This is a genomic window from Rhizobium sp. F40D2 (assembly GCF_051810745.2).
GTDB lineage: Bacteria > Pseudomonadota > Alphaproteobacteria > Rhizobiales > Rhizobiaceae > Rhizobium.
This window is the reverse complement of sequence record NZ_CM131436.1, coordinates 3,953,743-3,974,390: the sequence shown is the minus strand read 5'-3', so window position 1 is coordinate 3,974,390 and position 20,648 is coordinate 3,953,743. Positions and strand designations below refer to the sequence as shown.

Annotated in this window: 20 protein-coding genes; 11 read left to right on the top strand and 9 right to left on the bottom strand. The window is 61.3% G+C overall.

The window, feature by feature from the left end; translation table 11 throughout:
- Positions 1–15: 15 nt before the first annotated feature.
- Positions 16–1,032: an ABC transporter substrate-binding protein gene (locus ACS4RS_RS19110; protein ID WP_439009699.1), complete on the bottom strand. Its 1,017-nt coding sequence runs from the start codon at positions 1,030–1,032 to the stop codon at positions 16–18.
- A 182-nt stretch (positions 1,033–1,214) separates the two neighbouring features.
- Here ACS4RS_RS19110 and ACS4RS_RS19105 point away from each other — a divergent pair, with 182 nt between their 5' ends.
- Positions 1,215–2,165 carry a LysR substrate-binding domain-containing protein gene (locus ACS4RS_RS19105; protein ID WP_439009700.1) on the top strand — a complete coding sequence of 317 codons (951 nt, stop codon included), beginning with the start codon at positions 1,215–1,217 and terminating at the stop codon, positions 2,163–2,165.
- A 16-nt stretch (positions 2,166–2,181) separates the two neighbouring features.
- Here ACS4RS_RS19105 and ACS4RS_RS19100 read toward each other — a convergent pair whose 3' ends face one another.
- On the bottom strand, positions 2,182–2,979 hold the full coding sequence (locus tag ACS4RS_RS19100) for a creatininase family protein (RefSeq protein ID WP_439009701.1): 798 nt from the start codon (positions 2,977–2,979) through the stop codon (positions 2,182–2,184).
- 242 nt (positions 2,980–3,221) lie between these two features.
- Here ACS4RS_RS19100 and ACS4RS_RS19095 point away from each other — a divergent pair, with 242 nt between their 5' ends.
- A complete protein-coding gene (locus ACS4RS_RS19095; protein ID WP_439009702.1) occupies positions 3,222–3,701 on the top strand; it encodes a DUF2938 domain-containing protein in 480 nt (159 codons plus the stop codon).
- A gap of 173 nt (positions 3,702–3,874) precedes the next feature.
- Here ACS4RS_RS19095 and ACS4RS_RS19090 read toward each other — a convergent pair whose 3' ends face one another.
- From ACS4RS_RS19090 to ACS4RS_RS19080, 3 genes are read right to left on the bottom strand one after another with little or no spacing between them, the layout of a single operon-like run.
- Positions 3,875–4,516: a ThuA domain-containing protein gene (locus tag ACS4RS_RS19090; protein ID WP_183692918.1), complete on the bottom strand. Its 642-nt coding sequence runs from the start codon at positions 4,514–4,516 to the stop codon at positions 3,875–3,877.
- Positions 4,517–4,533: 17 nt separating this feature from the next.
- Positions 4,534–5,634, bottom strand: a complete 1,101-nt coding sequence (locus tag ACS4RS_RS19085) for a Gfo/Idh/MocA family protein (RefSeq protein WP_439009703.1) — start codon at positions 5,632–5,634, stop codon at positions 4,534–4,536.
- Between the two features lie 33 nt (positions 5,635–5,667).
- The gene (locus tag ACS4RS_RS19080) at positions 5,668–6,867 is read right to left on the bottom strand and encodes an ROK family protein (protein WP_439009704.1); all 1,200 of its coding nucleotides are present in this window, start codon (positions 6,865–6,867) and stop codon (positions 5,668–5,670) included.
- A gap of 199 nt (positions 6,868–7,066) precedes the next feature.
- On the opposite strand from ACS4RS_RS19080, the gene ACS4RS_RS19075 reads away from it, so the two are divergent.
- The 4 genes from ACS4RS_RS19075 (at position 7,067) to ACS4RS_RS19060 (ending at position 11,327) form a co-directional block, all read left to right on the top strand.
- Entirely contained in the window at positions 7,067–8,371 is a 1,305-nt protein-coding gene (locus ACS4RS_RS19075; RefSeq protein WP_439009705.1) for an extracellular solute-binding protein, read from the top strand.
- Between the two features lie 79 nt (positions 8,372–8,450).
- Complete coding sequence (locus tag ACS4RS_RS19070) at positions 8,451–9,389, top strand: ABC transporter permease subunit (RefSeq protein ID WP_439009706.1); 939 nt, start codon at positions 8,451–8,453, stop codon at positions 9,387–9,389.
- Positions 9,382–10,230, top strand: a complete 849-nt coding sequence (locus tag ACS4RS_RS19065) for an ABC transporter permease subunit (RefSeq protein ID WP_439009707.1) — start codon at positions 9,382–9,384, stop codon at positions 10,228–10,230. The genes ACS4RS_RS19070 and ACS4RS_RS19065 overlap by 8 nt, the downstream gene beginning before the upstream one ends.
- Entirely contained in the window at positions 10,116–11,327 is a 1,212-nt protein-coding gene (locus tag ACS4RS_RS19060; protein WP_449313785.1) for an ABC transporter ATP-binding protein, read from the top strand. Before ACS4RS_RS19065 ends, ACS4RS_RS19060 begins: the two co-directional genes overlap by 115 nt.
- 113 nt (positions 11,328–11,440) lie before the next feature.
- Here the strand turns inward: ACS4RS_RS19060 and kdgD are convergent, their stop codons facing one another.
- From kdgD to ACS4RS_RS19045, 3 genes are all read right to left on the bottom strand, one after another.
- Positions 11,441–12,367, bottom strand: coding sequence for a 5-dehydro-4-deoxyglucarate dehydratase (gene kdgD / locus ACS4RS_RS19055; RefSeq protein ID WP_439009709.1), 927 nt, complete (start codon positions 12,365–12,367; stop codon positions 11,441–11,443).
- A gap of 36 nt (positions 12,368–12,403) precedes the next feature.
- Positions 12,404–13,378 (bottom strand): mannonate dehydratase, encoded by a 975-nt coding sequence (locus tag ACS4RS_RS19050; protein ID WP_439009710.1) that lies wholly within the window; start codon positions 13,376–13,378, stop codon positions 12,404–12,406.
- Positions 13,379–13,443: 65 nt separating this feature from the next.
- Entirely contained in the window at positions 13,444–14,154 is a 711-nt protein-coding gene (locus tag ACS4RS_RS19045; RefSeq protein ID WP_439009711.1) for an FCD domain-containing protein, read from the bottom strand.
- A gap of 134 nt (positions 14,155–14,288) precedes the next feature.
- Between ACS4RS_RS19045 and ACS4RS_RS19040 the strand changes: the two genes are divergently transcribed.
- The 5 genes from ACS4RS_RS19040 to ACS4RS_RS19020 are packed head-to-tail and all read left to right on the top strand — an operon-like array spanning position 14,289 to position 19,420.
- On the top strand, positions 14,289–15,884 hold the full coding sequence (locus ACS4RS_RS19040) for an ABC transporter substrate-binding protein (RefSeq protein WP_439009712.1): 1,596 nt from the start codon (positions 14,289–14,291) through the stop codon (positions 15,882–15,884).
- Between the two features lie 21 nt (positions 15,885–15,905).
- Complete coding sequence (locus ACS4RS_RS19035; protein ID WP_439009713.1) at positions 15,906–16,934, top strand: ABC transporter permease subunit; 1,029 nt, start codon at positions 15,906–15,908, stop codon at positions 16,932–16,934.
- Positions 16,931–17,833: an ABC transporter permease subunit gene (locus ACS4RS_RS19030; RefSeq protein WP_439009714.1), complete on the top strand. Its 903-nt coding sequence runs from the start codon at positions 16,931–16,933 to the stop codon at positions 17,831–17,833. Before ACS4RS_RS19035 ends, ACS4RS_RS19030 begins: the two co-directional genes overlap by 4 nt.
- A complete protein-coding gene (locus ACS4RS_RS19025; RefSeq protein WP_439009715.1) occupies positions 17,820–18,680 on the top strand; it encodes an ATP-binding cassette domain-containing protein in 861 nt (286 codons plus the stop codon). The genes ACS4RS_RS19030 and ACS4RS_RS19025 overlap by 14 nt, the downstream gene beginning before the upstream one ends.
- Positions 18,677–19,420 (top strand): ATP-binding cassette domain-containing protein, encoded by a 744-nt coding sequence (locus tag ACS4RS_RS19020; RefSeq protein WP_439009716.1) that lies wholly within the window; start codon positions 18,677–18,679, stop codon positions 19,418–19,420. The genes ACS4RS_RS19025 and ACS4RS_RS19020 overlap by 4 nt, the downstream gene beginning before the upstream one ends.
- Here the strand turns inward: ACS4RS_RS19020 and ACS4RS_RS19015 are convergent.
- The gene (locus tag ACS4RS_RS19015; RefSeq protein WP_449313784.1) at positions 19,407–20,465 is read right to left on the bottom strand and encodes a LacI family DNA-binding transcriptional regulator; all 1,059 of its coding nucleotides are present in this window, start codon (positions 20,463–20,465) and stop codon (positions 19,407–19,409) included. The genes ACS4RS_RS19020 and ACS4RS_RS19015 overlap by 14 nt on opposite strands.
- Between the last annotated feature and the right edge of the window lie 183 nt (positions 20,466–20,648).

Sequence of the window (20,648 nt, the reverse complement as noted above, 5' to 3'; positions counted from 1 at the left end):
CTAACGTCGGAGGGCTTACTTCTTCATCGCCATGCCGGTGCTCTTGCAGACGAATTTCGTCGTGAAGGCCTTGGTGTAGTCGGTCTCCGGCTTGAACACCTTGATCGCCACCATCTCGTCGAAGAATGCCTTGTAATGCGCGTCGGTGATGCAGCCGATGCCCTTGTCCAGGCTGTCGCCGGATTCGATGATGCCGTATTGCTTCATCTTGGCGATGGAGTAGGCGATCTGCCCATCCGTCATTTCAGGATTGTCCTTCTTGATCAGCTCGTTCGCCTTGCTGTTGTCGCCGTAGAGGTAGTTGTACCAGCCCTCGATCGAGGCATCGACGAAACGCTGAACGACATCCGGTTTGCTGTCGATCATCGTCTGCGTGGTGGTGATCATCGTCGAATAGGGGGAATAGCCGTTATCGGCGAGCAGGAAGACCTTCGGTTCGAAGCCGGCCTGCTTCTGGATCTCGTAGGGTTCGGAGGTGAGGTAGCCCTGCTGCGCGGATTCCTTATCGGCAAGGAACGGCGCAGGGCTGAAATTGTAGGGCTTGTACTGCTCGTCGTTGAAGCCCTTGTAGTTCGCCTTCATCCATTCGAAATAGGTGAGATAACCGTCCTTGCCGAGAAACAAGGTCTTGAGTTTGGCGAGGTCCTCGAATTTTTCGATACCCATATCCGGATGGGCGATCAGGACCTGCGGATCCTTCTGGAAGATCGCCGCGACGTCGACCAGCGGAATGCCCTGTTCGACAGCCGATATCTCGCCCTGCGGCCCACCCATGTAGAAATCGATCTTGCCGGAGATCAGCAGCGCGCTGTTGGCCGCGTTCGGGCCGCCCTGCACGATGGTGACGTCGAGGCCGTGTTTCGCGTAGGTGCCGTCGGCGACTGCCTGGTAGAAGCCGCCGTGCTCGGCCTGTGCCAGCCAGTTCGTTCCGTAGCTCACCTTGTCGGCCGCATGCGCCGCGACAGCAGCGGCGAAGGCGCCGCCAAGACCCATGAGCGCGGATAAGATCGTATTCTTCAGTGCATTGGGCATGATCAGCGTTCCCCTTCAGAGCTCGGAACGTCCATGGCGACGCCCGATTTTCTTCATTGGAGCGATTGCTTTGCTGTTTGAAAAGCATCAAATTTCGTGCGCAATGATGCCTTTTCGGCATCTCATCCGCAGCCTGTGCCTAATTTGTGCTGCCTGCTTTAATTTTATGCAACGAGGTTCCGATGCTGCACTCCAGAAAGCTTATCTACATCAATGAGATCGCGCGCTCCGGCTCCATCCGCAAAGCAGCAGCGCGGCTGAATGTGGCGTCCTCTGCAATCAACCGGCAGATTCTGGCACTGGAGGAGGAAATGGGTGCTCCGCTCTTCGAGCGCCTGCCGCGCGGCCTGCGCCTGACGGCGGCCGGCGAACTCTGCATCGAGCATATTCGCGAGGTGCTGAAGAATTACGAGCGGTTGGAGGGCCGCATCCGCAGCCTGAAGATGCAGCAGGCCGGCAAGGTGCGCATCGTTACCACCGTTGGGCTTGCCGCGGGGCCGCTGCCTGACATCATTTCCCGCTTCCAATCGGAGCATCCGCGCGTCTTCATGCAACTGCGCAACGACGCCGGCACGATGACGGTCAATCCGGTTCTTTCGGGAGAGGTGGATATCGGCCTCGGCTTCAATATCCCCGCCACACCCGGTATCCGTGCGCTCGGCAGTTTTGACATCCCGATCGGCGTCGTCCTGCCGCCAGGCCATCATCTCATTGGTTCAGGTCCGATCAACCTTGCCGACATCGTCCAGGAACGCCTGGTGCTGGCCCAACAGGGCACTAGTCTGCGTGACGTGATCAATCTGGCCCTGGCGCGCCTGGACGTGCATGTCGAACCGGTGCTTGAGACCAATGCCTCGGAGATGTTGAAGAAGCTGGTCAAGTCGGGCGCGGGGCTGACGATTCTGAACCCGCTCGACGTCATCACGGAGTGCCGTCAGGGCGAACTGGTCTTCCGGCCGATCGCCGAGCCGCATGCGCGTCATCAGCCGATGAAGCTTTTTGCCCGCGCCCGTGCGCCGCTCGATTCCGCCACCAGCCTGTTCGTCGAATATCTGCTCGCCGAACTTGCCGGCCTCGTGCAAGAACTGCAGGCCAAAGGTCATATCGCGATGGAAAAGCCTCTCGCCCCGTAGCTCACTTTCGTCCGCACTATTGTGAATAGAGGCTGGAAAGCGGATAGCGCTTCAGGTCGGACAGCAACTCGATGAAGCCCCTGACCTGATGGCGGCAGATTGCTTCGCCTTTCTCCACCGTTCCGCGCGAGGCATCGCCGACGACGCCGTCCGGATTGAGGTCATGGGCGATCCAGGCAAGCGAATGCGGCGGCAGTGGCTGGATATACCGCGATTGTCCGCGCATCCATTCGGCCTTGGAGGTGAAATTCTGCGCCCTGTCCATCCGTACCAGATCAGGGCGGAAATAGAGCATCAGCGAAGTCTCGACCTCGCCGCCATGTATGCCGTATTTCAACTCGTCTTCGCTGATCATGCCTTCCGGATGGCCGAAGCGGCCCCATTGCGTCGAGACGACGGCCATCCGATAGCGGACGCGCAACTCGCGCGCGACGATGCTCATGATGTCGACATTGCCGCCATGCGAATTGACGATGACCATCTTGCGGATGCCGGCCTCGGCAACCTTGGCGCCGATCGCCGTCCAGACGGGAATGAGCAGTTCCGCGCCGAGCGACAGCGTTCCCGGCCCGTAGATATGTTCGTTCGCCTTGCCGATCTCCTGTGTCGGCAGCACCAGGAAATCGAGATCGTCGGGCTTCTGCTTTCGCAGTTCGGCCAGCATGCCGTTGGCGATCGTCACATCGGTCGCGATCGGCAGGTGCGGGCCGTGCTGTTCCGTCGAGGCGATCGGCAGGATGGCAATGGTCGTATCGGGCGAAAGTCCGGCGAAATCGGAGCTGTTCAATTCGTTCCAGTAAAATGGCATTGCCATCGCCGCGCCTCTCATTGCCGTTTCGACAGTGAGTAGGGAATATCTCTGCATACGAAAAGCATCAATTTGCGCCCGCACCGATGCCTTTTTGCGGATGATGCGGCAATGGCGGCCGCGCAGAGGTCAGGCGGCACAATTGCATGAGCACTGAATGCGTTGGGAATTCACTGCAGCCATTGCGCCAACGCATCTGCAATGGTTTGCTGGCGCCTCTGCAATTTAACGCTCTCCGGTGATTCCCGATGTTCGATATTCTGCTGCGCGGCCTGGCGATCGGCGCCGGTGCAACCATCCTGATGGATCTCTGGGCGATCGTGCTCACCAAGGTCTTCGGCCAGACGGCCCCCAATTGGGCGCCGGTCGGCCGCTGGTTCTGGCACCTTCGCCGCGGCAAGGTCTTTCATGACAGCATCGCCGATGCCGAACCCTATGCCAATGAGCTGGCGCTCGGCTGGATCAGCCACTACGCCGTCGGCATTCTCTATGGCGTGATCTTCGCGATCATCATGGGGCAGGGCTGGTTCGCCGCACCGACATTTCTTCCCGCCTGGATCTTCGGCATTGTCACCGTCGGGGCAGGGTGGTTTCTGCTGCAACCGGGCCTCGGCATCGGCTGGGCGGCCTCCAAACATCCGACACCGAACAAGGTGCGGTGCTTCAATTTGTTGGCGCATACGGTTTTTGCGTTGGGGCTTTACGGGACGGCGTTGATTCTGCGCTGAGGTTGCGGCCTGCCCCTCATCCGCCTGCCGGCACCTTCTCCCCGCCTGCGGGGAGAAGGGGACAAGCAGTGACCTCTCCGTCTCTCGCCGACGTCTCGCGAGGCACGTCCCCTCTCCCCGTTTTACGGGGAGAGGGCTAGGGTGAGGGGCAATCTTTGGATCCGAACTTCCCCCTACCGCGCCGCCCAGTTGGCGCCGCGGCGGAAGATTGTCTTCATCTCCGGCACGTCGAATTCCTTGGCCTGGTGGCCGAGCGAGGAATAGAAGACGCGGCCCTTGCCGTATTTGCGCTTCCAGACGACCGGCATGACGACGCCGTCGATCCAGTAGGCGTGCTCGCCGGTGAACTTGGTCGTCGCCAGAACCTCGTTCGAGGGGTCGACATGCATGTAATATTGCTCTGACGTATAGGGGAAATCGGCAATTCCCTCCATTAGCGGATCGTCCGGCCGGGTGATGTTGACGGTGTAGTCGATGATATTGCCGGGATGGGCCACCCACTGGCCGCCGATGATGAACTGGTAGTCGACGGAGTCGCGGAAGGCATCGCCCGCGCCGCCGTGATAACCGGCGATGCCGACGCCGCTTTCGATCGCGGCGGCGAGGTTTTTGACCTCCTCCTTCTCGATCTTCGACATCGTCATGATCGGCACGACCAGGCTGAGATCGTGAACGGAAGGGTCGGCAAGCGCCTCGGTGCCGTGTTCGAGATAGACCTTGAAACCGTCCTCCTCGAGCATGGTCTTGATGATTTCGGCGCATTCCTGCGGCTCGTGCCCGCTCCAGCCACCCCAGACGATCAGTGCTTCACGCATAGTCTTTCCTCCTGAATTTATTTCGCCAGCCGTCCGTCGACGATGGAATCGGACAAGGGGGCAGGGCGCTCCACCGCCGTTGATATCGCCACCGTGCGACCTGTCGCAGCCGCGGTGTGGAATGCTTCCATGACTTCGAGCACATGCAGCGCCAGATCGCCATTGGCACGATGCGGCCGGTTGGAGCGGATCGCATGCGCCATGTCGGCGACGCCGAGCGAGCGATAGTTGCCGTCGGCATAGGGCGCGGTGACCGGCTGGTCCTCGAACGCGCCGCCCTTCTTCAGATATTCCACCGGTCCGGCGAACTTATTGGGATCCGGCACGATCAACGTGCCCTCGGTGCCGTAGACTTCGAGCGGCACATGTTTGTGGCCGGCAACATCGAAGCTCATGGCGATCTGGACGACGGCGCCGTTCTCAAAACGCATCATGCCGGCGACATGGGTCGGGACATGCACGGGGATCCGCTCGCCATTACGCGGCTCGCTGGTAATAAGCCGTTCGGCCCGCGGCGTCGTCGCAAAACCCGCAACCTTGGCAACCGGCCCGAGAAGATTGACGAGGTCGGTGATGTAATACGGACCCATGTCGAGCATCGGCCCGCCGCCGACCTCGTAGTAGAAGGCCGGGTTAGGATGCCAGCGTTCATGGCCGGGGCACATGAAGCTTGCCGAGCCGCCGACCGGCTGGCCGATGACGCCCCGGTCGATCAGCGCGCGGGCGGTCTGGTGGCCGCCGCCGAGGAAGGTGTCGGGCGCCGCGCCGATGCGCAGATTCCTCGCCTTGGCGGCATCCGCCAATTTTTTCCCTTCCGCGAAATTAATCCCGAGCGGCTTTTCCGAATAGGTATGTTTGCCGGCCTCAAGCGCCTGCAACGCGACCGCGACATGGGCTTTCGGGATCGTCAGATTGACGATGATCTCGACCTTCGGGTCGGCGAAAAGCTCTTCGACCGATCGGGCGGGAACGTTGAATTCCTTAGCCTTCGCATCGGCCAGCTCCCGATTGAGATCGGCGACGCCGCGAATGTCGAGAATGGGAAAGGATGCCATCGCCGTCAGATAGGCGCCCGAAATATTGCCGCATCCGATGATGCCGATACCGACTCTCTCCATGAATTCCTCCATTGATCTTGATTGTGACGCCCGTCAGAGCGCCGGCCCCGTCGTGCTCCAGGGCGATTCGTAAAGCTCGTAGAGCGCCACGGCAGCCGCACCCTGCGCCCAGAAATCATCGCTCGAATCGTCGAAGACGAGTTCGCTCACCCCCTTCAGCGAAGGCGGAATGGCGAGCGCATAGGCATCGCGCAGGCTGTTCAGAAAGGGTTCGCCGAGCGCCAGGCTCGACCCCACAAGAATGACCCGGGGCGGCGCAAACAGCGTGACGATGTTGGCGATGGTCAATCCCACCGCTTCGCCGGCGCGGATCGCGGCGCTGATCAGCCGGTCGTCATCAGCCTTGATCAGCGCCTGGGCATGGTTCATGCCGCGGCCGAGCCGGATCGCTTCGGCAAAACGCCCGTCGGCCGGCTGTTCGCCGAGGATGGCGCTTTCGCCGGCCTGGCTGAAAAGCCGGATTACGCCGTTCGGGCCCATGCCGAGCACCAGGTCGCCGAGATTGTGGCTGAGACCGCCGGCGCCACGAAACAGGCTGTTGCCGTGCAGCACGCCGAGCCCCAGCGTTTGTTCCAGCGAAATCAATACCATATCCTCGAGATCGCGCGCTTTCCCGAACCAGTGATGACCGAGCGTGATGGCATGCGCGTCGCTCTCGACGATGGTCGGCGTCGACAGCCGCGTCGACATTTCGGCGGCGAAATCGATATTGGTGTCGCGAAAGATCGGGCTACTGCGGATATAGCCGGTGCGGTGCTCGATGACACCGGGAAAGCCGAGGCAGACGCTGTCGACATCTTCAAGCGACAGTCCGGCATCGACGACGCAGCGCCGCACACCGTCCTCGACGAGATCGGCGATGACGCCGATGGGCTGCCGGTCGATGCGGATCGGCAGGGAGAGCTTCGACAGCACGTCGCCGCGGAAATTGGTGACGACGAAGACCATCCTGTTGGCGGCGATCTTGCCGCCGACGACGCGGGCGGCGTCGGGATTGAGTTCCAGCGCCACGCGCGGTCTGCCGCGCACCGCCTCATTGCGGATATCGCCTTCGTGGCGCGGCAGGATCAGCCCGTCGTCGAGTAGCGAGGCGGTGATGGCGGAAACGGTCGTGGTGGACAGCTCGGTGCGTTCGCTGATCTCGATGCGCGAGATCGGACCATTGCGCCGGATGGTATCGAGCACGTTCAAGCGATTGATCGCGCGCATCAATTCTGGATCTGCGGTCTTCATGAAAAACTAGCCGGCATCGTTCGTTGGGCGGAACCCAATATTTTTAACGGGTTACGAAATAAATAGCAGGCAATCCCGTGGGCCTGTCAAGCGCATTTGGTAAAAATAGCGGTAATTGGGTTGACATCCGGGCAAAGCTCCGTTGAATTAATCCGCATAGGGGAAAAATTGTGAGGATAGACCCCTGGGAGGAAAATCAATGAATTTTATGCTGAAGAACGCCGCTTTCGGCGGTAGGCGCATCGTATCCATGGCCGCGGCAGCAGGCCTGTTGTTGGCGGGAGCGGGTGCCGCCTCGGCGACGACGGTGGTGAAATGGCTGCATCTCGAACTCGACCCGAAAAATGTCGCGGCCTGGGAGGATATCGTCAAGAAATACGAAGCCCAGCATCCCGATGTCGACATCCAGATGCAGTTTCTCGAAAACGAAGCCTTCAAGGCCAAGCTTCCCACGCTGCTGCAATCCGACGACGTGCCGGATTTCTTTTTCAGCTGGGGCGGCGGCGTGTTGAAGCAACAGTCCGAGACCGGCGCGCTCCAGGATGTGACGTCAGCGCTTGATGCCGATGGCGGCAAGCTGCGCAGCGCCTATACCCCGGCTTCGGTCAATGGTTTGACCTTCGACGGCAAGACCTGGGCGATCCCCTACAAGGTGGGTCTCGTCAGTTTTTTCTATAACAAGGCGCTGTTTGCCAAGGCCGGCGTTAAAGCCGAGGACATCAAGACCTGGGCGGATTTTCTCGACGCCGTGAAGAAGATCAAGGCGGCCGGCATCGTGCCGATCGCCGGCGGCGGCGGTGAGAAATGGCCGATCCATTTCTACTGGAGCTATCTCGTCATGCGCGAGGGTGGCCAGAAAGTCTTTGAGTCCGCCAAGAACGGCGAAGGCGAAGGCTTCCTTGATCCCGCGATCATCAAGGCAGGCGACGACCTCGCCGAACTCGGCAAGCTCGAGCCGTTCCAGCCCGGCTATCTCGGTGCGACCTGGCCGCAGACGCTCGGTGTTTTCGGCGACGGCAAGGCGGCGATGATCCTCGGCTTTGAAGCGACCGAGGCCAACCAGCGCAAGAATGCCGGCGACGGCAAGGGTCTTTCATCAGACAATATCGGCCGTTTCGTCTTCCCGACAGTCGAAGGCGGCGCCGGCAAGCCGACCGATACGCTCGGCGGCCTGAACGGCTGGGCCGTCACCAAGAAGGCGTCCAAGGAAGCGATCGATTTCCTCGCCTTCCTGACGAGCGCGGAGAATGAACGGGCGATGGCCAAGGCCGGCATGTTGCTTCCCGTTGCAGTCGGCGCCGATGACGGCGTCGTCAATCCGCTGCTGGCCGAATCGGCCAAACAGCTTGCCGGTTCGACCTGGCATCAGAACTTCTTTGACCAGGATCTCGGCGCGGCCGTCGGCCGTGTCGTCAACGACGTCTCGGTGGAAATCGTCTCCGGCCAGATGAATTCCAAGGACGGCGCCCAGATGATCCAGGACGCTTTCGAGCTGGAACAATAACCAGCGCCCGCAGAGCCTTCCCGGCGCTCCCGATCAAGCGGAGCGCCGGCATTGCTGCCGACGAACGAAAGCAGGACCCATGGCCAATATTTCAGTACCCTCGATGACTTCGGCCGCAAGGCCGGCAAGACGGGCGGCAAACCGGAAAAGCTCGGTCGCCCATGACCGGCTGACGGTGCTGCTCATCTTTCTGCCGCCGGCGCTGCTGCTGTTCACGCTCTTCGTCATCATGCCGATGGGCGAGGCGGCCTGGTACAGCCTCTACAAATGGAACGGCTACGGCACGCCGACCGAGTTCATCGGCTTGCGCAATTTCCAGGTGCTGTTCCGCAATGCGGCTTTCACCCAGGCGCTGGTGAATAATGGCCTGATCATAGTGATCTCGATCTGCATCCAGGTGCCGCTTGCCATCTGGCTTGCCACCATGCTCGCCCACCGCATTCCCGGTGTCGTCGGCTACCGGCTGATCTTCTTCATGCCCTATGTGCTGGCAGATGTTGCCGCGGGCCTCATCTGGCGCTTCGTCTATGACGGCGATTACGGCCTGTTTGCCGCCGTTTCCAATTTCTTCGGCTTCGCCAATCCTTACGTGCTCGCCGATAAGGACGTGGCGATCTATGCCGTGCTCGGCGTCATCGTCTGGAAATATTTCGGCTTTCACATGATGCTGTTCATCGCCGGCCTGCAATCCGTCGACAAGAGCGTGCTCGAGGCTGCCGAAATCGACGGCGCCACCGGCTGGCAGAAATTTCGCTATGTCACCCTGCCGCTGCTCGGCTCGACCTTGCGCCTTTCCATCTTCTTTGCCGTCGTCGGCTCGCTGCAGCTCTTCGATATGATCATGCCGCTCACCGGCGGCGGACCGTCCAACTCGACGCAGACGATGGTCACCTTCCTCTACACCTATGGCGTCATGCGCATGCAGGTCGGCCTCGGCAGCGCCGTTGGCGTCGTGCTTTTCATCATCTGCGTGACGCTCGCTTTCGGTTACAAAAGGATCTTCATGCGCCATGACTGATATCAGCTCCTCCATCCGCATGAGTGCGTCGACACGCATCTATCTCTATGTGTCGCTGAGCCTGATTGCCGCGATCGTGCTTGTGCCGCTGCTGACGACGGCACTCGGCGGCTTCAAGACGCTGGGCGACCTGCGCACCAATCCGTTCGGCATGCCGACGGAGTGGCAATGGACGAATTATACCGACATTCTCTTCGGCGAACGTTACTGGCTGCAGATCGGCAATTCGCTGATCATTGCAGCACTCACCGTGCTGCTGACGCTGATCGTCTCGTCGATGGCCGCTTTCGCCTTTGCCCACGTCCGCTTCTTCGGCTCGTCCTTCCTGCTGAATTATTTCCTGCTCGGCCTGATGTTTCCGGCGGCGACCGCGATCCTGCCGCTCTTCATCCGCATCCGTGATCTCGGCCTGTTGAACACCTATTGGGGCGTGGTACTGCCGCAGGTGGCCTTCGGCCTCGGCATGAGCATCCTGTTGTTTCGCAACTATTTCCGCAACCTCCCGGAAGAATTGTTCCAGGCGGCCTTCGTCGACGGCTGCGGTTATCTCAGGTTCTTCTGGCATGTCTCGCTGCCGCTTTCCCGGCCGATCGTCGCCACCGTCAGCATCATCTCCTTCGTCGGCAGCTGGAACAGCTACATCCTGCCGCTGATCATGCTGAACTCGGAATCGAAATATCCCTGGCCGCTCGGCATCATGGTCTATCGGGGCGAATACGGCACCGAATGGCAGCTGGTGCTCGCCTTCATCACCCTGACCATCCTGCCCACCATTATCGTCTTTTTCGTCGCCCAGCGGCATATCATCGCCGGCCTGACCGCCGGCGCCGTGAAGTCCTGAGCCGAACCATTGGAGCTGCAAGCATGGCATCCGTCTCACTGCACGATGTAAGTAAGGCCTATGGCGCCGTCGACGTCATCCACGGCATCTCGCTCGATATTCAGGATGGCGAATTCGTCGCCCTTGTCGGCCCGTCCGGCTGCGGAAAATCGACGCTGCTGCGGATGATCGCCGGCCTCGAGGAGATCACCGACGGCGAGATTGCCATCGGCGGCAATATCGTCAACGCCATGACGCCGCGCGAGCGCAACATCGCCATGGTCTTCCAGTCCTACGCGCTCTATCCGCACATGACCGTCGCCGAAAATATGGGTTTCAATCTGAAGCTCGCCGGCGTCGCCAAACCGCAGATCGAGGCTCGCGTGGCCGAGGCCGCCCGCATGCTCGATCTCGGCCAACTGCTTGACCGCAAGCCGGCCCAGCTTTCCGGCGGCCAGCGCCAGCGCGTCGCCATGGGCCGTGCCGTCGTGCGCAATCCGGCCGTCTTCCTGTTCGACGAGCCGCTCTCCAATCTCGATGCGAAACTCCGCGTGCAGATGCGCTCGGAGATCAAGACGCTGCATCAGAAAGTGAAGACGACGTCGATCTATGTCACCCATGACCAGATCGAAGCGATGACGCTTGCCGACCGCATCGTCGTGCTCAATCAGGGCAGGGTGGAGCAGCAGGGAACGCCACTCGAACTCTACCGGAAACCGGCCAATCTCTTCGTCGCCGCCTTCATCGGCTCGCCGGCGATGAACATGCTGGAGGGCACGGTGGAGGGCGAAATTGGAGCGCCTGCCGCCCGCCTCGACGACGGCACGGCAATCCGCATCGCGCCCGATCGCAGGGTCAGGCCCGGCCAGGCTGTCACCATCGGCCTGCGCCCGGAACATCTCATTCCCGGCATATCAGGCGAGACGCCGCTTGCCGGCCGCACCATGCTGGTGGAACCGACAGGCGCCCAGACCCATGTGGTCTTCGATCTGGCCGGCCAGCAGGTGACCGCCATCGTCGACGGCGAATACCCCGCCCGCTACGGCGCAGTCTTCGAGGCGAGCATTGCCAGCGACCAGGTGCACGTCTTCGACCGTGGAAGCGGCGTAGCGCTCTGAAACTGCTGCGCGCGTTTTTGCGCGACATGCTGTGGGCGTGATTTAAGGGATGCCTGACAACGACAAAACCGCCGAGCAAGCCCGGCGGTTTTGACCGTTGAGGTAACCCGCGACTATTCCGCCGCGATCCGCGCGACGCCGTTGGCCTGGACGATCTTGTCGAGCAGCGCCACTTCTTCCGGGGTGAGATCCGTCAAGGGCGGGCGCACAGGGCCGGGGTTTTGACCGAGCACCCGCAAGCCGGCCTTGATGATCGAGACGGCATAGCCCTTCTTGCGGTTGCGCAAGGCGACGAAGGGGAAGAAGAAGCTCTTCAGGATCTCGTCGACGGTCGCCTGGTCGCCGGTGCGCAAGGCGCCGTAAAAGCGCTGGGCGAGGGCGGGGACGAAGTTGAAGACGGCGGAGGAGTAGGTCGTCACGCCGGCGGCGAAATAGGCTTGCGCATAGACCTCGTGGGTTGGCATGCCGCCGACGTAGACCAGGCGGTCACCGAGCAACGTGGTGATTTCGATCACCTTGTCGACATCGCCGACGCCGTCCTTGAAGCCGATCAGGTTCGGGCATTCCTCGACGAGCCGCGCAATACTTTCGGCCGTCAGGACTGCGTTGTCGCGGTTATAGACGATGACGCCGATTCCGACCGATTGGCAGACCGCCTTGACATGGGCGATCAGGCCGGCCTGCTCGGCAAACATCAGATAGGGTGGAAGCAGCAGCAGCCCGTCCGCGCCTGCTTTCTCGGCAGCCTTTGCGATGTCGATTGCCAGCGACGTGCCGTAGCCGGTGCCCGAAATGATCGGCGTGTTGCCGGCAGAGGCCTTGGCGGCGCGGATGACCTGCGGGATTTCGGCCGGATTGAGGGAGAAGAACTCTCCCGTGCCGCCGGCGGCAAACAGCGCAGCGGCGTCAAAACCCGAAAGCCATTCGACATGACGACGGTACTTCGCCTCGTCGAATGTGAGCTGATCGTCGAAATGCGTCACCGGAAACGAGAGGAGACCACTACCGACGGCCTTCTTCAATTCAATCGGGTTCATCATGAAAGTCCTGTTCCTTACCTGTTGAAATTGGCCGTCTCAGGCGCTTTCGAGCGTCTGCAGAAGGGCCGCGATATAGCCGTAGCAATAGGCGAATGCGGTGGCGGAAGGGTCCTTGCCGCTGACGGTCGGCACATGGTCGGGCATTAGCATGTATTTGAAGCCCACTTCCTTGTAGATCCTGGCCGAGCGGACCATGTCCATGTCGCCCTCGTCGGGGAAGGTCTCCATGAAGGAGAGTTTGCCGCCGCGGATATTGCGGAAGTGAACATTGAAGATCTTGTTGCGCTCGCCGAACCAGCGGATGACGTCGTCGATCTCCTTGCCCGGATTTTCGAGCATCTCGCCGATCGAGCCCTGGCAGAAATTGAGGCCGTGATAGGGGTTTTCGCGCATCAGCACGAATTTCTTCAGGCCTTCGACGCTGCCGAGCACCCGCGTGACACCGCGAAAGCCCGGCGGCGTATAGGGATCGTGCGGATGGCAGGCGAGCCTGACGCGGTTGCTTGCGGCGACCGGAACGACGCGTTCGAGGAAATAGTCGATCCGCTCCCAGTTTTCGTCTTCGGACAGAACGCCGGCAAGACCGGGTGCGGCCTGCTGATCCGTCTTGTCCCAGCGGAAGCTGGCATTCATCGAGCCGCCGCGCCCCGGCTCATCGGGTGTGCGGGGAATGCCGATCAGATTGAGATTGTATTTGACCGCGGGAATGCCGGCCGCTGCGGTATTCTCGATCAGCTTGCAGACGGCGTCGATCTGCCTGTCGCGCTCCGGGCCGGCGAGCAGGATATCGGGATAGGACGCCTTTTCGATCGGCTGCGAGGGCAGCGGCAGCTGGATCATGTCGAGGATCAGGCCGAAACTTTCGACCTTGTCGCGATGGCGCTCGAGGTCGCAAAGCGTCCAACTGCTCGGTTCTCCCGGCGGATCGGCGTTGATATGCTTCACACCCAGTTGCGCGAAGATCCGATAATCGTCGTCATCCCGCGCGGCGACCTGTGTTCCCAGATACATTTGAGTCTCTTTCGAAATTATGCAATGTCATATGACATAATATGAATTTCGAAGAGAGTCGAGCCCTATTGCTGCTCGGAGAGCATCCGATAGCGACGTTGGCTGGCCATCATATGCGCACGCATCGCCTGGCGGGCGCGATCGGGATCCTGATCGGCGATGGCCGACAGGATTTCGACATGTTCGGCATAGACCTTTTGCAGATACTCCCTGTCATTGGCTTCGGGCAGCGTCGGAAACTGGCCGCGGGGGATCGCCTTGGGGCCGAATTGGCGCAGGACATCGACATAGAATCGGTTGTTGGTAGCGGCGGCGATCGCCATGTGGAAGGCATAATCCGCCTCCACCGTCTGCTGCCCGGTCTCGATCAGGTTCGCCATGCGGCGGTTGGCTTCACGGATGGCCGCTTCCTGCTCGGCGGTGCGCCGATAGGCGGCGATGGCCGCCGCTTCACCCTCGGCCGCCATGCGAAACTCCAGCAACTCCAGGGTTTCCGGAATGCTTTTGATTTCCACCGGCGTCAATGACAGGACCGAATGCGCCTGCGGATCCGAGACAAACACCCCTTTGCCCTGGATCGGCTTGACGAAACCCGCCGACCTGAGGTCGGCAATCGCCTCGCGCACCACGGTGCGGCTGACGCCGAAGGTCGCTTCGAGCTGCGGCTCGGTTGGAAGCTGGTCGCCCACCCTGAGCTTTCCCGTCTCGATCTGCGCCCGCAACTGATCGATGACCTGTTGCGCCAGTCTTTGCCGGCCACGGCTGAGTATCGTCATTTTTCCGTTCCCCAATCCCCTTGCACTCAAGTTTCCCGCTCGGGCCTTGTCAACCGTATCAGGCTTCGATAGATCATAATACGACATACGGGCGACATAATATGTCTTCCATAGTAATCCAGGGAGGAGTGACAATGAAGCATTTTTCTAAAGGCTTGTTCGTCGGCGCCGTTTTCGGCGCCCTGACAATCGCCGCACCGCAGCTGGAGGCCGCCACGCCGCAGGACCAATTGGTGATCGGGACATCGCTGGCCCAGGTTCTGTCCCTCGATCCGCAGCAGGCGACCGAAGGCAAAGCGGTCGAAATCATGTCAAATCTTTACGACCGACTGGTCGCCAGCACGGCGGACGGCAAGATCCTTCCGCAGCTGGCGGAAAGCTGGAAGGTTGACGACAAGGGCATCACATTCACGCTGCGCAAGGCCAATTTCGCCTCCGGCAACCCGGTGACCTCAAAGGATGTCGTCTATTCGCTGGCGCGGCTCTTGAAGATGGATCAGGCCGCCGCCGCCAATCTCAAGCGCGTCGGCTACGACAAGAACAATGTCGAAAAGCTCGTCAAGGCGGTCGACGACCAGACGGTGCGCATCGATCTTTCCGACCAGGTGACGGCAGAGCTTCTGCTCTACCGGCTGACGACGACCACCACCAGCGTGGTCGACAGCGTTGAGGTCGAAAGCCACGCCGTTGACAATGACTACGGCAACGCCTGGATGCGGACGCATTCGGCCGGCTCCGGCCCGTTCACCCTCAATCGCTGGTCACCGAATGAATTGGTCATTCTCGACGCCAACAAGGACTATATGACCGGCGCTCCGAAGATGCGCCGCGTCATCGTTCGACATGTGCCGGAAAGCCAGGTCGAGCGGCTGATGCTGGAGCGCGGCGATATCGATATTGCGAGCGCGCTGACGGCATCCGATCTCGCGACGTTCCAGGACAAGCAGGGCTTTGCCATCCAGCGTATTCCGACAGGCGGCTTCTACGTGCTGTCGATGAATGCCGGCAACCAGTACCTCTCCAATCCTAAGGTTCGCGAGGCGATCGCCTACGGTATCGATTACAAAGGCATCGAAAAGACGATCATGGGGCCTTACGGACGGGCAAGAACCGTTCCCGTTCCGGAGAACTTCGAATATGCGATCCCGAGCCCGGATTGGCATCTCGACGTCGAAAAGTCCAAGCAGTTGCTCAGCGAGGCAGGTTTCAAGGACGGCTTCTCGCTGACACTGAAGACCATTGCGCAAACGCCGCGCATCGATCTTGCCACCGCCATCCAGGCATCGCTTGCCCAGGTTGGCATCAAGATCGACATCCAGCAGGGCAATGGCTCGGAGATCATTGCCGCCCATCGCGCCAGGGATTTCGATCTGCTGATCCCGCAGACCAGCGCCTACATGCCGAATGTGCTCGGGTCGATGGAGCAGTTTTCCTCCAATCCCGACAATTCGAAAGAGGCCAACAATGCCGGCAACTTCGTCTGGCGCTCGGCCTGGGACATTCCCGAACTCACGGCCTTGACGGCGAAAGCATCGATGGAGCCGGACGCCAAGAAGCGCGGCGAACTCTACGTTCAAATGCAGAAGATGTTCGTCGAACAGAAGCCGGCCGTGCTTCCGCTCTTCGAGCGCTTTGAGCCGATCGTCCTCACCGGCAAGGTCCAGGGATATGTCGGGCATCCGTCGCAGCTGACGCGTCTCGAAAACGTGACCAAGGTAGAAACCCAGTAAAGACTCCCAGGACAGCCGATCATGAAGGAACTCTCGGTAGCCGAATTTGGCCGACGCCTGGCGCATTTGCTGGTCAGCCTGTTCATCCTTTTATGTGTGACCTTCGTGATCGGCCGCGTTCTGCCCACCGATCCGGTCGGCGCGATCGTCGGCGAGCTCGCCGATCCAGCCGCCTATGCGGCGATGCGGACGCGCCTGGGCCTCGATCTGCCGATCTACCAGCAGTTTTTCGTCTATCTGAACGGGCTGGCGCATGGTGACTTCGGCACCGCCGTTCTGACAGGCAATCCCGTCTCGTCGGACCTTGCTCAGGCATTTCCGGCGACCTTCGAACTGGCGACGTTGGCGGTGATCATTTCGACATTCGTCGGTGTGCCGCTCGGCCTGGTCGCGGCTTTGTTTCGCGACAGCTTCGTCGACAAGATCGCCCGGGTGGTGGCGCTCGTCGGGCATTCGATCCCGGTTTTCTGGTTCGGCATCGTCGGGCTCGTCATCTTCTATGCCGGCCTGAACTGGGTCGGCGGGCCGGGCAGGATCGATGTCTTCTACGAGGGCCTGGTCACGCCCAAGACCGGGCTGCTGCTGATCGACAGCCTGCTGCAACGCGAGACGGAAATCTTCTGGAACGCGCTCGGCCACATCATTCTGCCTGCCATTATCCTGGCCTATGCGGCGATGGCCTACATTACCCGGATGACACGCAGCTTCACCCTGGAGCAGTTGAGCCAGGATTACGTGATCGCGGCCCGTGCCAAGGGTGTCAGCCCATTTGGCACGATCTGGCGCCACGTCCTGCCCAACATTGCGGTGCAGCTGATCACCATCCTGGCGATTTCCTATGGCGGGCTGCTCGAAGGCGCTGTCGTCACCGAGATCGTCTTCTCCTGGCCGGGCATCGGCCAGTACATGACGAATGCCCTCATGATCGGCGACATGAACGCCATCGTTGCCGGCACCATCATCGTGGGATTCATCTTCATGCTGTTAAACTTCCTCGCCGACGTCGCTTACGCCGTATTCGATCCGCGCATGCGGGAGGCAGCCCGATGAGCGACGCCATCCGCAGTGACATTCGGATCCGCCCGCCAAGCGTATCGACCCGCATAGCGGTGTCGTTGGCTCGTGCCGGCCGCAAATTGGCTGCCGAGCCGCTTGGCCTTGCCGGCTTCATCATCCTCGGATTGCTGTGCCTGATCGCGATCTTCGCGCCGCTTCTCGCACCTTATGATCCGGTCGTGCAGTCGCTCGGCGATGCCTTGCAGGCCCCGAGCCTGGCGCATTGGGCCGGCACCGACGAATTCGGCCGGGACATTTTAAGCCGGTTGATCTTCGGCACGCGGATCACCATCCAGACCGTGCTGTCGATCTCGCTGATCGTCGGGCCGATCGGCCTGCTGATCGGCGTCGTTGCCGGCTTCTTCGGCGGGCGCACCGATGCGCTGCTGATGCGGGCGACCGATATCGTTCTGTCTTTCCCATCGCTGATTCTGGCGCTGGCTTTCGCGGCCGCACTCGGCGCCGGCCTGACCACGGCAATCATCGCGATCTCTTTGACCGCATGGCCACCGATTGCCAGGCTTGCGCGCGCCGAAGCGCTTGTCGTCAGAAACGCCGATTATGTGGTCGCCGCCCGCCTTTACGGCGCCTCGCCGATCCGCATCCTTCTTCTCTATATCGCGCCGATGTGCGTTCCCTCAGTCATCGTCCGCCTGACCCTCAACATGGCCGGCATCATCCTGACGGCGGCTTCCCTCGGCTTTCTCGGACTCGGCGCGCAGCCGCCGGCGCCGGAATGGGGCGCGATGATCTCCAACGGCCGCAAGTTCATGCTGGATTACTGGTGGGTCGCCGTCATGCCGGGTATTGCCATCCTTCTGACTAGCCTTGCCTTCAACATCGCCGGAGATGCTCTGCGCGACATTCTGGACCCCCGCCATGCCAGATCGTGAAATCAATGATCGTGATCTTCAACCTGTTCTCGCAGTCAAGGGATTGACCGTCCGCTTCGGCCGCGGCGCCGTGCCCGCCGTTTCCAATGTCAGTTTCGACGTCGGGCGCGAACGGGTCGGCATCGTTGGAGAATCCGGTTCCGGCAAATCGACGACGGGGCGCGCGATCATGCGTCTGCTGCCGCCGGCAGCGGTGGTCTCCGCCGAACGCCTGGATCTCGGCGGCGATCCCTTGCTGTCAAAGAGCGAGCGGCAGATGGGTGCGCTTCGCGGCAAGGACATTGCGCTGATCATGCAGGATCCGCGTTATTCGCTGAATCCGGTGCTCTCGATCGGCAAGCAGATCGCTGAAGCTGCACGTCTTCACCTCGGTCTCGGCAAGAGCCAGGCGCCCGACGCCGCCCGCGCCATGCTGGAGCGCGTGCGCATCAGCGATCCGGACCGGGTCATGGCGCTTTATCCCCACCAGATATCGGGCGGAATGGGCCAGCGCGTGATGATCGCCATGATGCTGCTGGCACGGCCGAAGCTGGTCATTGCCGACGAACCGACCTCCGCGCTCGATGTCAGCGTTCGCAAGGACGTACTGCTGCTGCTCGACGAACTGGTGCGCGAGAACAATTCCGGCCTGCTGTTGATCAGCCACGACATCCGGATGGTGGCGGCCTTCTGCGAGCGTATCATCGTCATGTATGCCGGCCGCATCGTCGAAACGCTGACCAGTCTCGAGGAGGCCCGCCATCCCTATACCCGCGGGCTGATTGCCGCGCTGCCCGACCCGAAGAACCCGGTTCGCCGGCTGGCGGTTCTCGACAGGGCAAAACTCGATCTGGAGACGGCGCAATGATCAATGTCCGCGACCTCGATGTCGTCTTTGCCTCGGGCAAATCAAGTAACCATGTCGTCAAGGGCATCAGTTTTCAGGTCAACCAGGGCGAGACGCTTGGTATTGTCGGCGAATCCGGCTGCGGCAAATCGACGGTGCTGCGGTGCCTCGCCGGAATGGAGGCGGGCTGGACCGGGCAGATCCAGCTTGGCGGCAGGCCGATCGGCAAGCATCGCTCCCGCGAGGAGCTGAAATTCGCCCAGATGGTGTTTCAGGACCCATACGGATCCCTGCATCCGCGCCATCGCATCGGCACTGCGCTCGCCGAACCGCTGCGCGCCATGCGCCATTCCGATATCTGGTCGAAGGTCGAAAAGGCGTTGATCCAGGTGGGCCTGCCGGCAAGCTTCGCCAATCGTTTTCCCCATGAGCTTTCCGGCGGCCAGCGACAGCGCGTGGCAATCGCCCGGGCGCTGATCCTGTCGCCGCCCATCCTGCTGCTCGACGAACCGACATCGGCGCTCGATGTCTCGGTCCAGGCCGAAATTCTCAACCTGCTGGCTGATCAGCGTGAGGAAAAGGGACTGACCTATCTGCTCGTCAGCCACGACCTCGCGGTCATCGCCCATATGTGCGACCGGGTGCTGATCATGAAGAAAGGCTGCTTCGTCGACGAACTCACCAAACAGGATCTGCAGGCCGGCGTGACGCATGATGCCTATGCCCGCGAACTGTTCGAAGCGAGCTTCATCGAGGCCTGATATTTCCCGCTGCTGAGCCGCTGATGGCTGCGACACTGCCTCTTTCGACGAGATGGCAGGAAAGCTCGACACGCCGCCGCGGCGTCGCAAGGCCGAGCATCATGTCGCGCAACAGATCGAGCGCAGTGGCGCCGAGTTCGCGCATCGGGATATGCACCGTCGAAAGCGGCGGATTGAGAAAGGCCGATTGCGGCAGGTCGTCGATGCCCATGACGGAAATGTCCTGCGGCACGGCATACCCCATCGCCTGCAATCCGCGCACGGCGCCGTTGGCAAGGCTGTCGCCCGCCGTCAGGATGGCGGTGAAGGAAAGGCCCCTGTCGCGGACGAGGCGGGTGACCGCCTCGGCGCCCAATTCCGGCAGCCAGTCGTCGACCTCGAGCACCAGATCGGCATCGGCCTGCAGCCCGTGATGCTGCAGGGCATCGCGCCAGCCCTCAAGGCGCCGCTCAATCGTCCGCCGTCCCGGGCGCAGCATGAACAGGATGCGTTGGTGCCCGGCCTCGATCAGCCGCTCGGCGGCGATGAAGGCGGCCGAGCGGTTGCAGGGCGTCACGCTGGAAAGCCGCATATAGGGATCGTCGCTGTTGACGAGCACGACGGGCTTTCCGAGGCCGGCGGCTGCCGCCAGCATATCCTCTTCGTCGACGGTCAGGATCAGCATGCCGCCGAAGCCTGGATCGTCCCGCATCTCGGCGACGACACGGGCTTCATCGGCCTTGTCGGCGACCGGGCGCATGGCCAGTTCGATGCCGAGGGCGGCCGCGCGTGCATTCAAGCCTTCGAGCACATGAAGCGTGAACTGGTTGCGGACATAGTCGATCATTGCCGCGCCGGAGGCGACGAGCATGACCTTCTTGCCGGCGACGCTCGCCGGCAAGGCGTAGCTGACGGCACTTGCGGCTTCCAGCACCAGCTTGCGAATTTCGGGCCTGACGCCCTTTTCGCCGGCCAAGGCGCGTGAGACCGTGCTGATCGAGACGCCGCACCGGGCGGCGATGTCGTCGAGACGCGTGCGTCTGCCTTTTTTCTCCTCCGCTGCCATGTCGTTCTCCTCCCTCCATGCCTTTATGCAAAAATCTTTCAGATTGCGCAAACGGAATGCCTATGCACAATTGCCCATGAGGAGTCCGCGACAAGCGGCAGAGCAGGGAGGCTTTGAAGATGCGGCTTGACCGTCATCCACGCGTCGGCGTTTCCAACGTGTCAGGGCTCGAGCGAGCTGAAG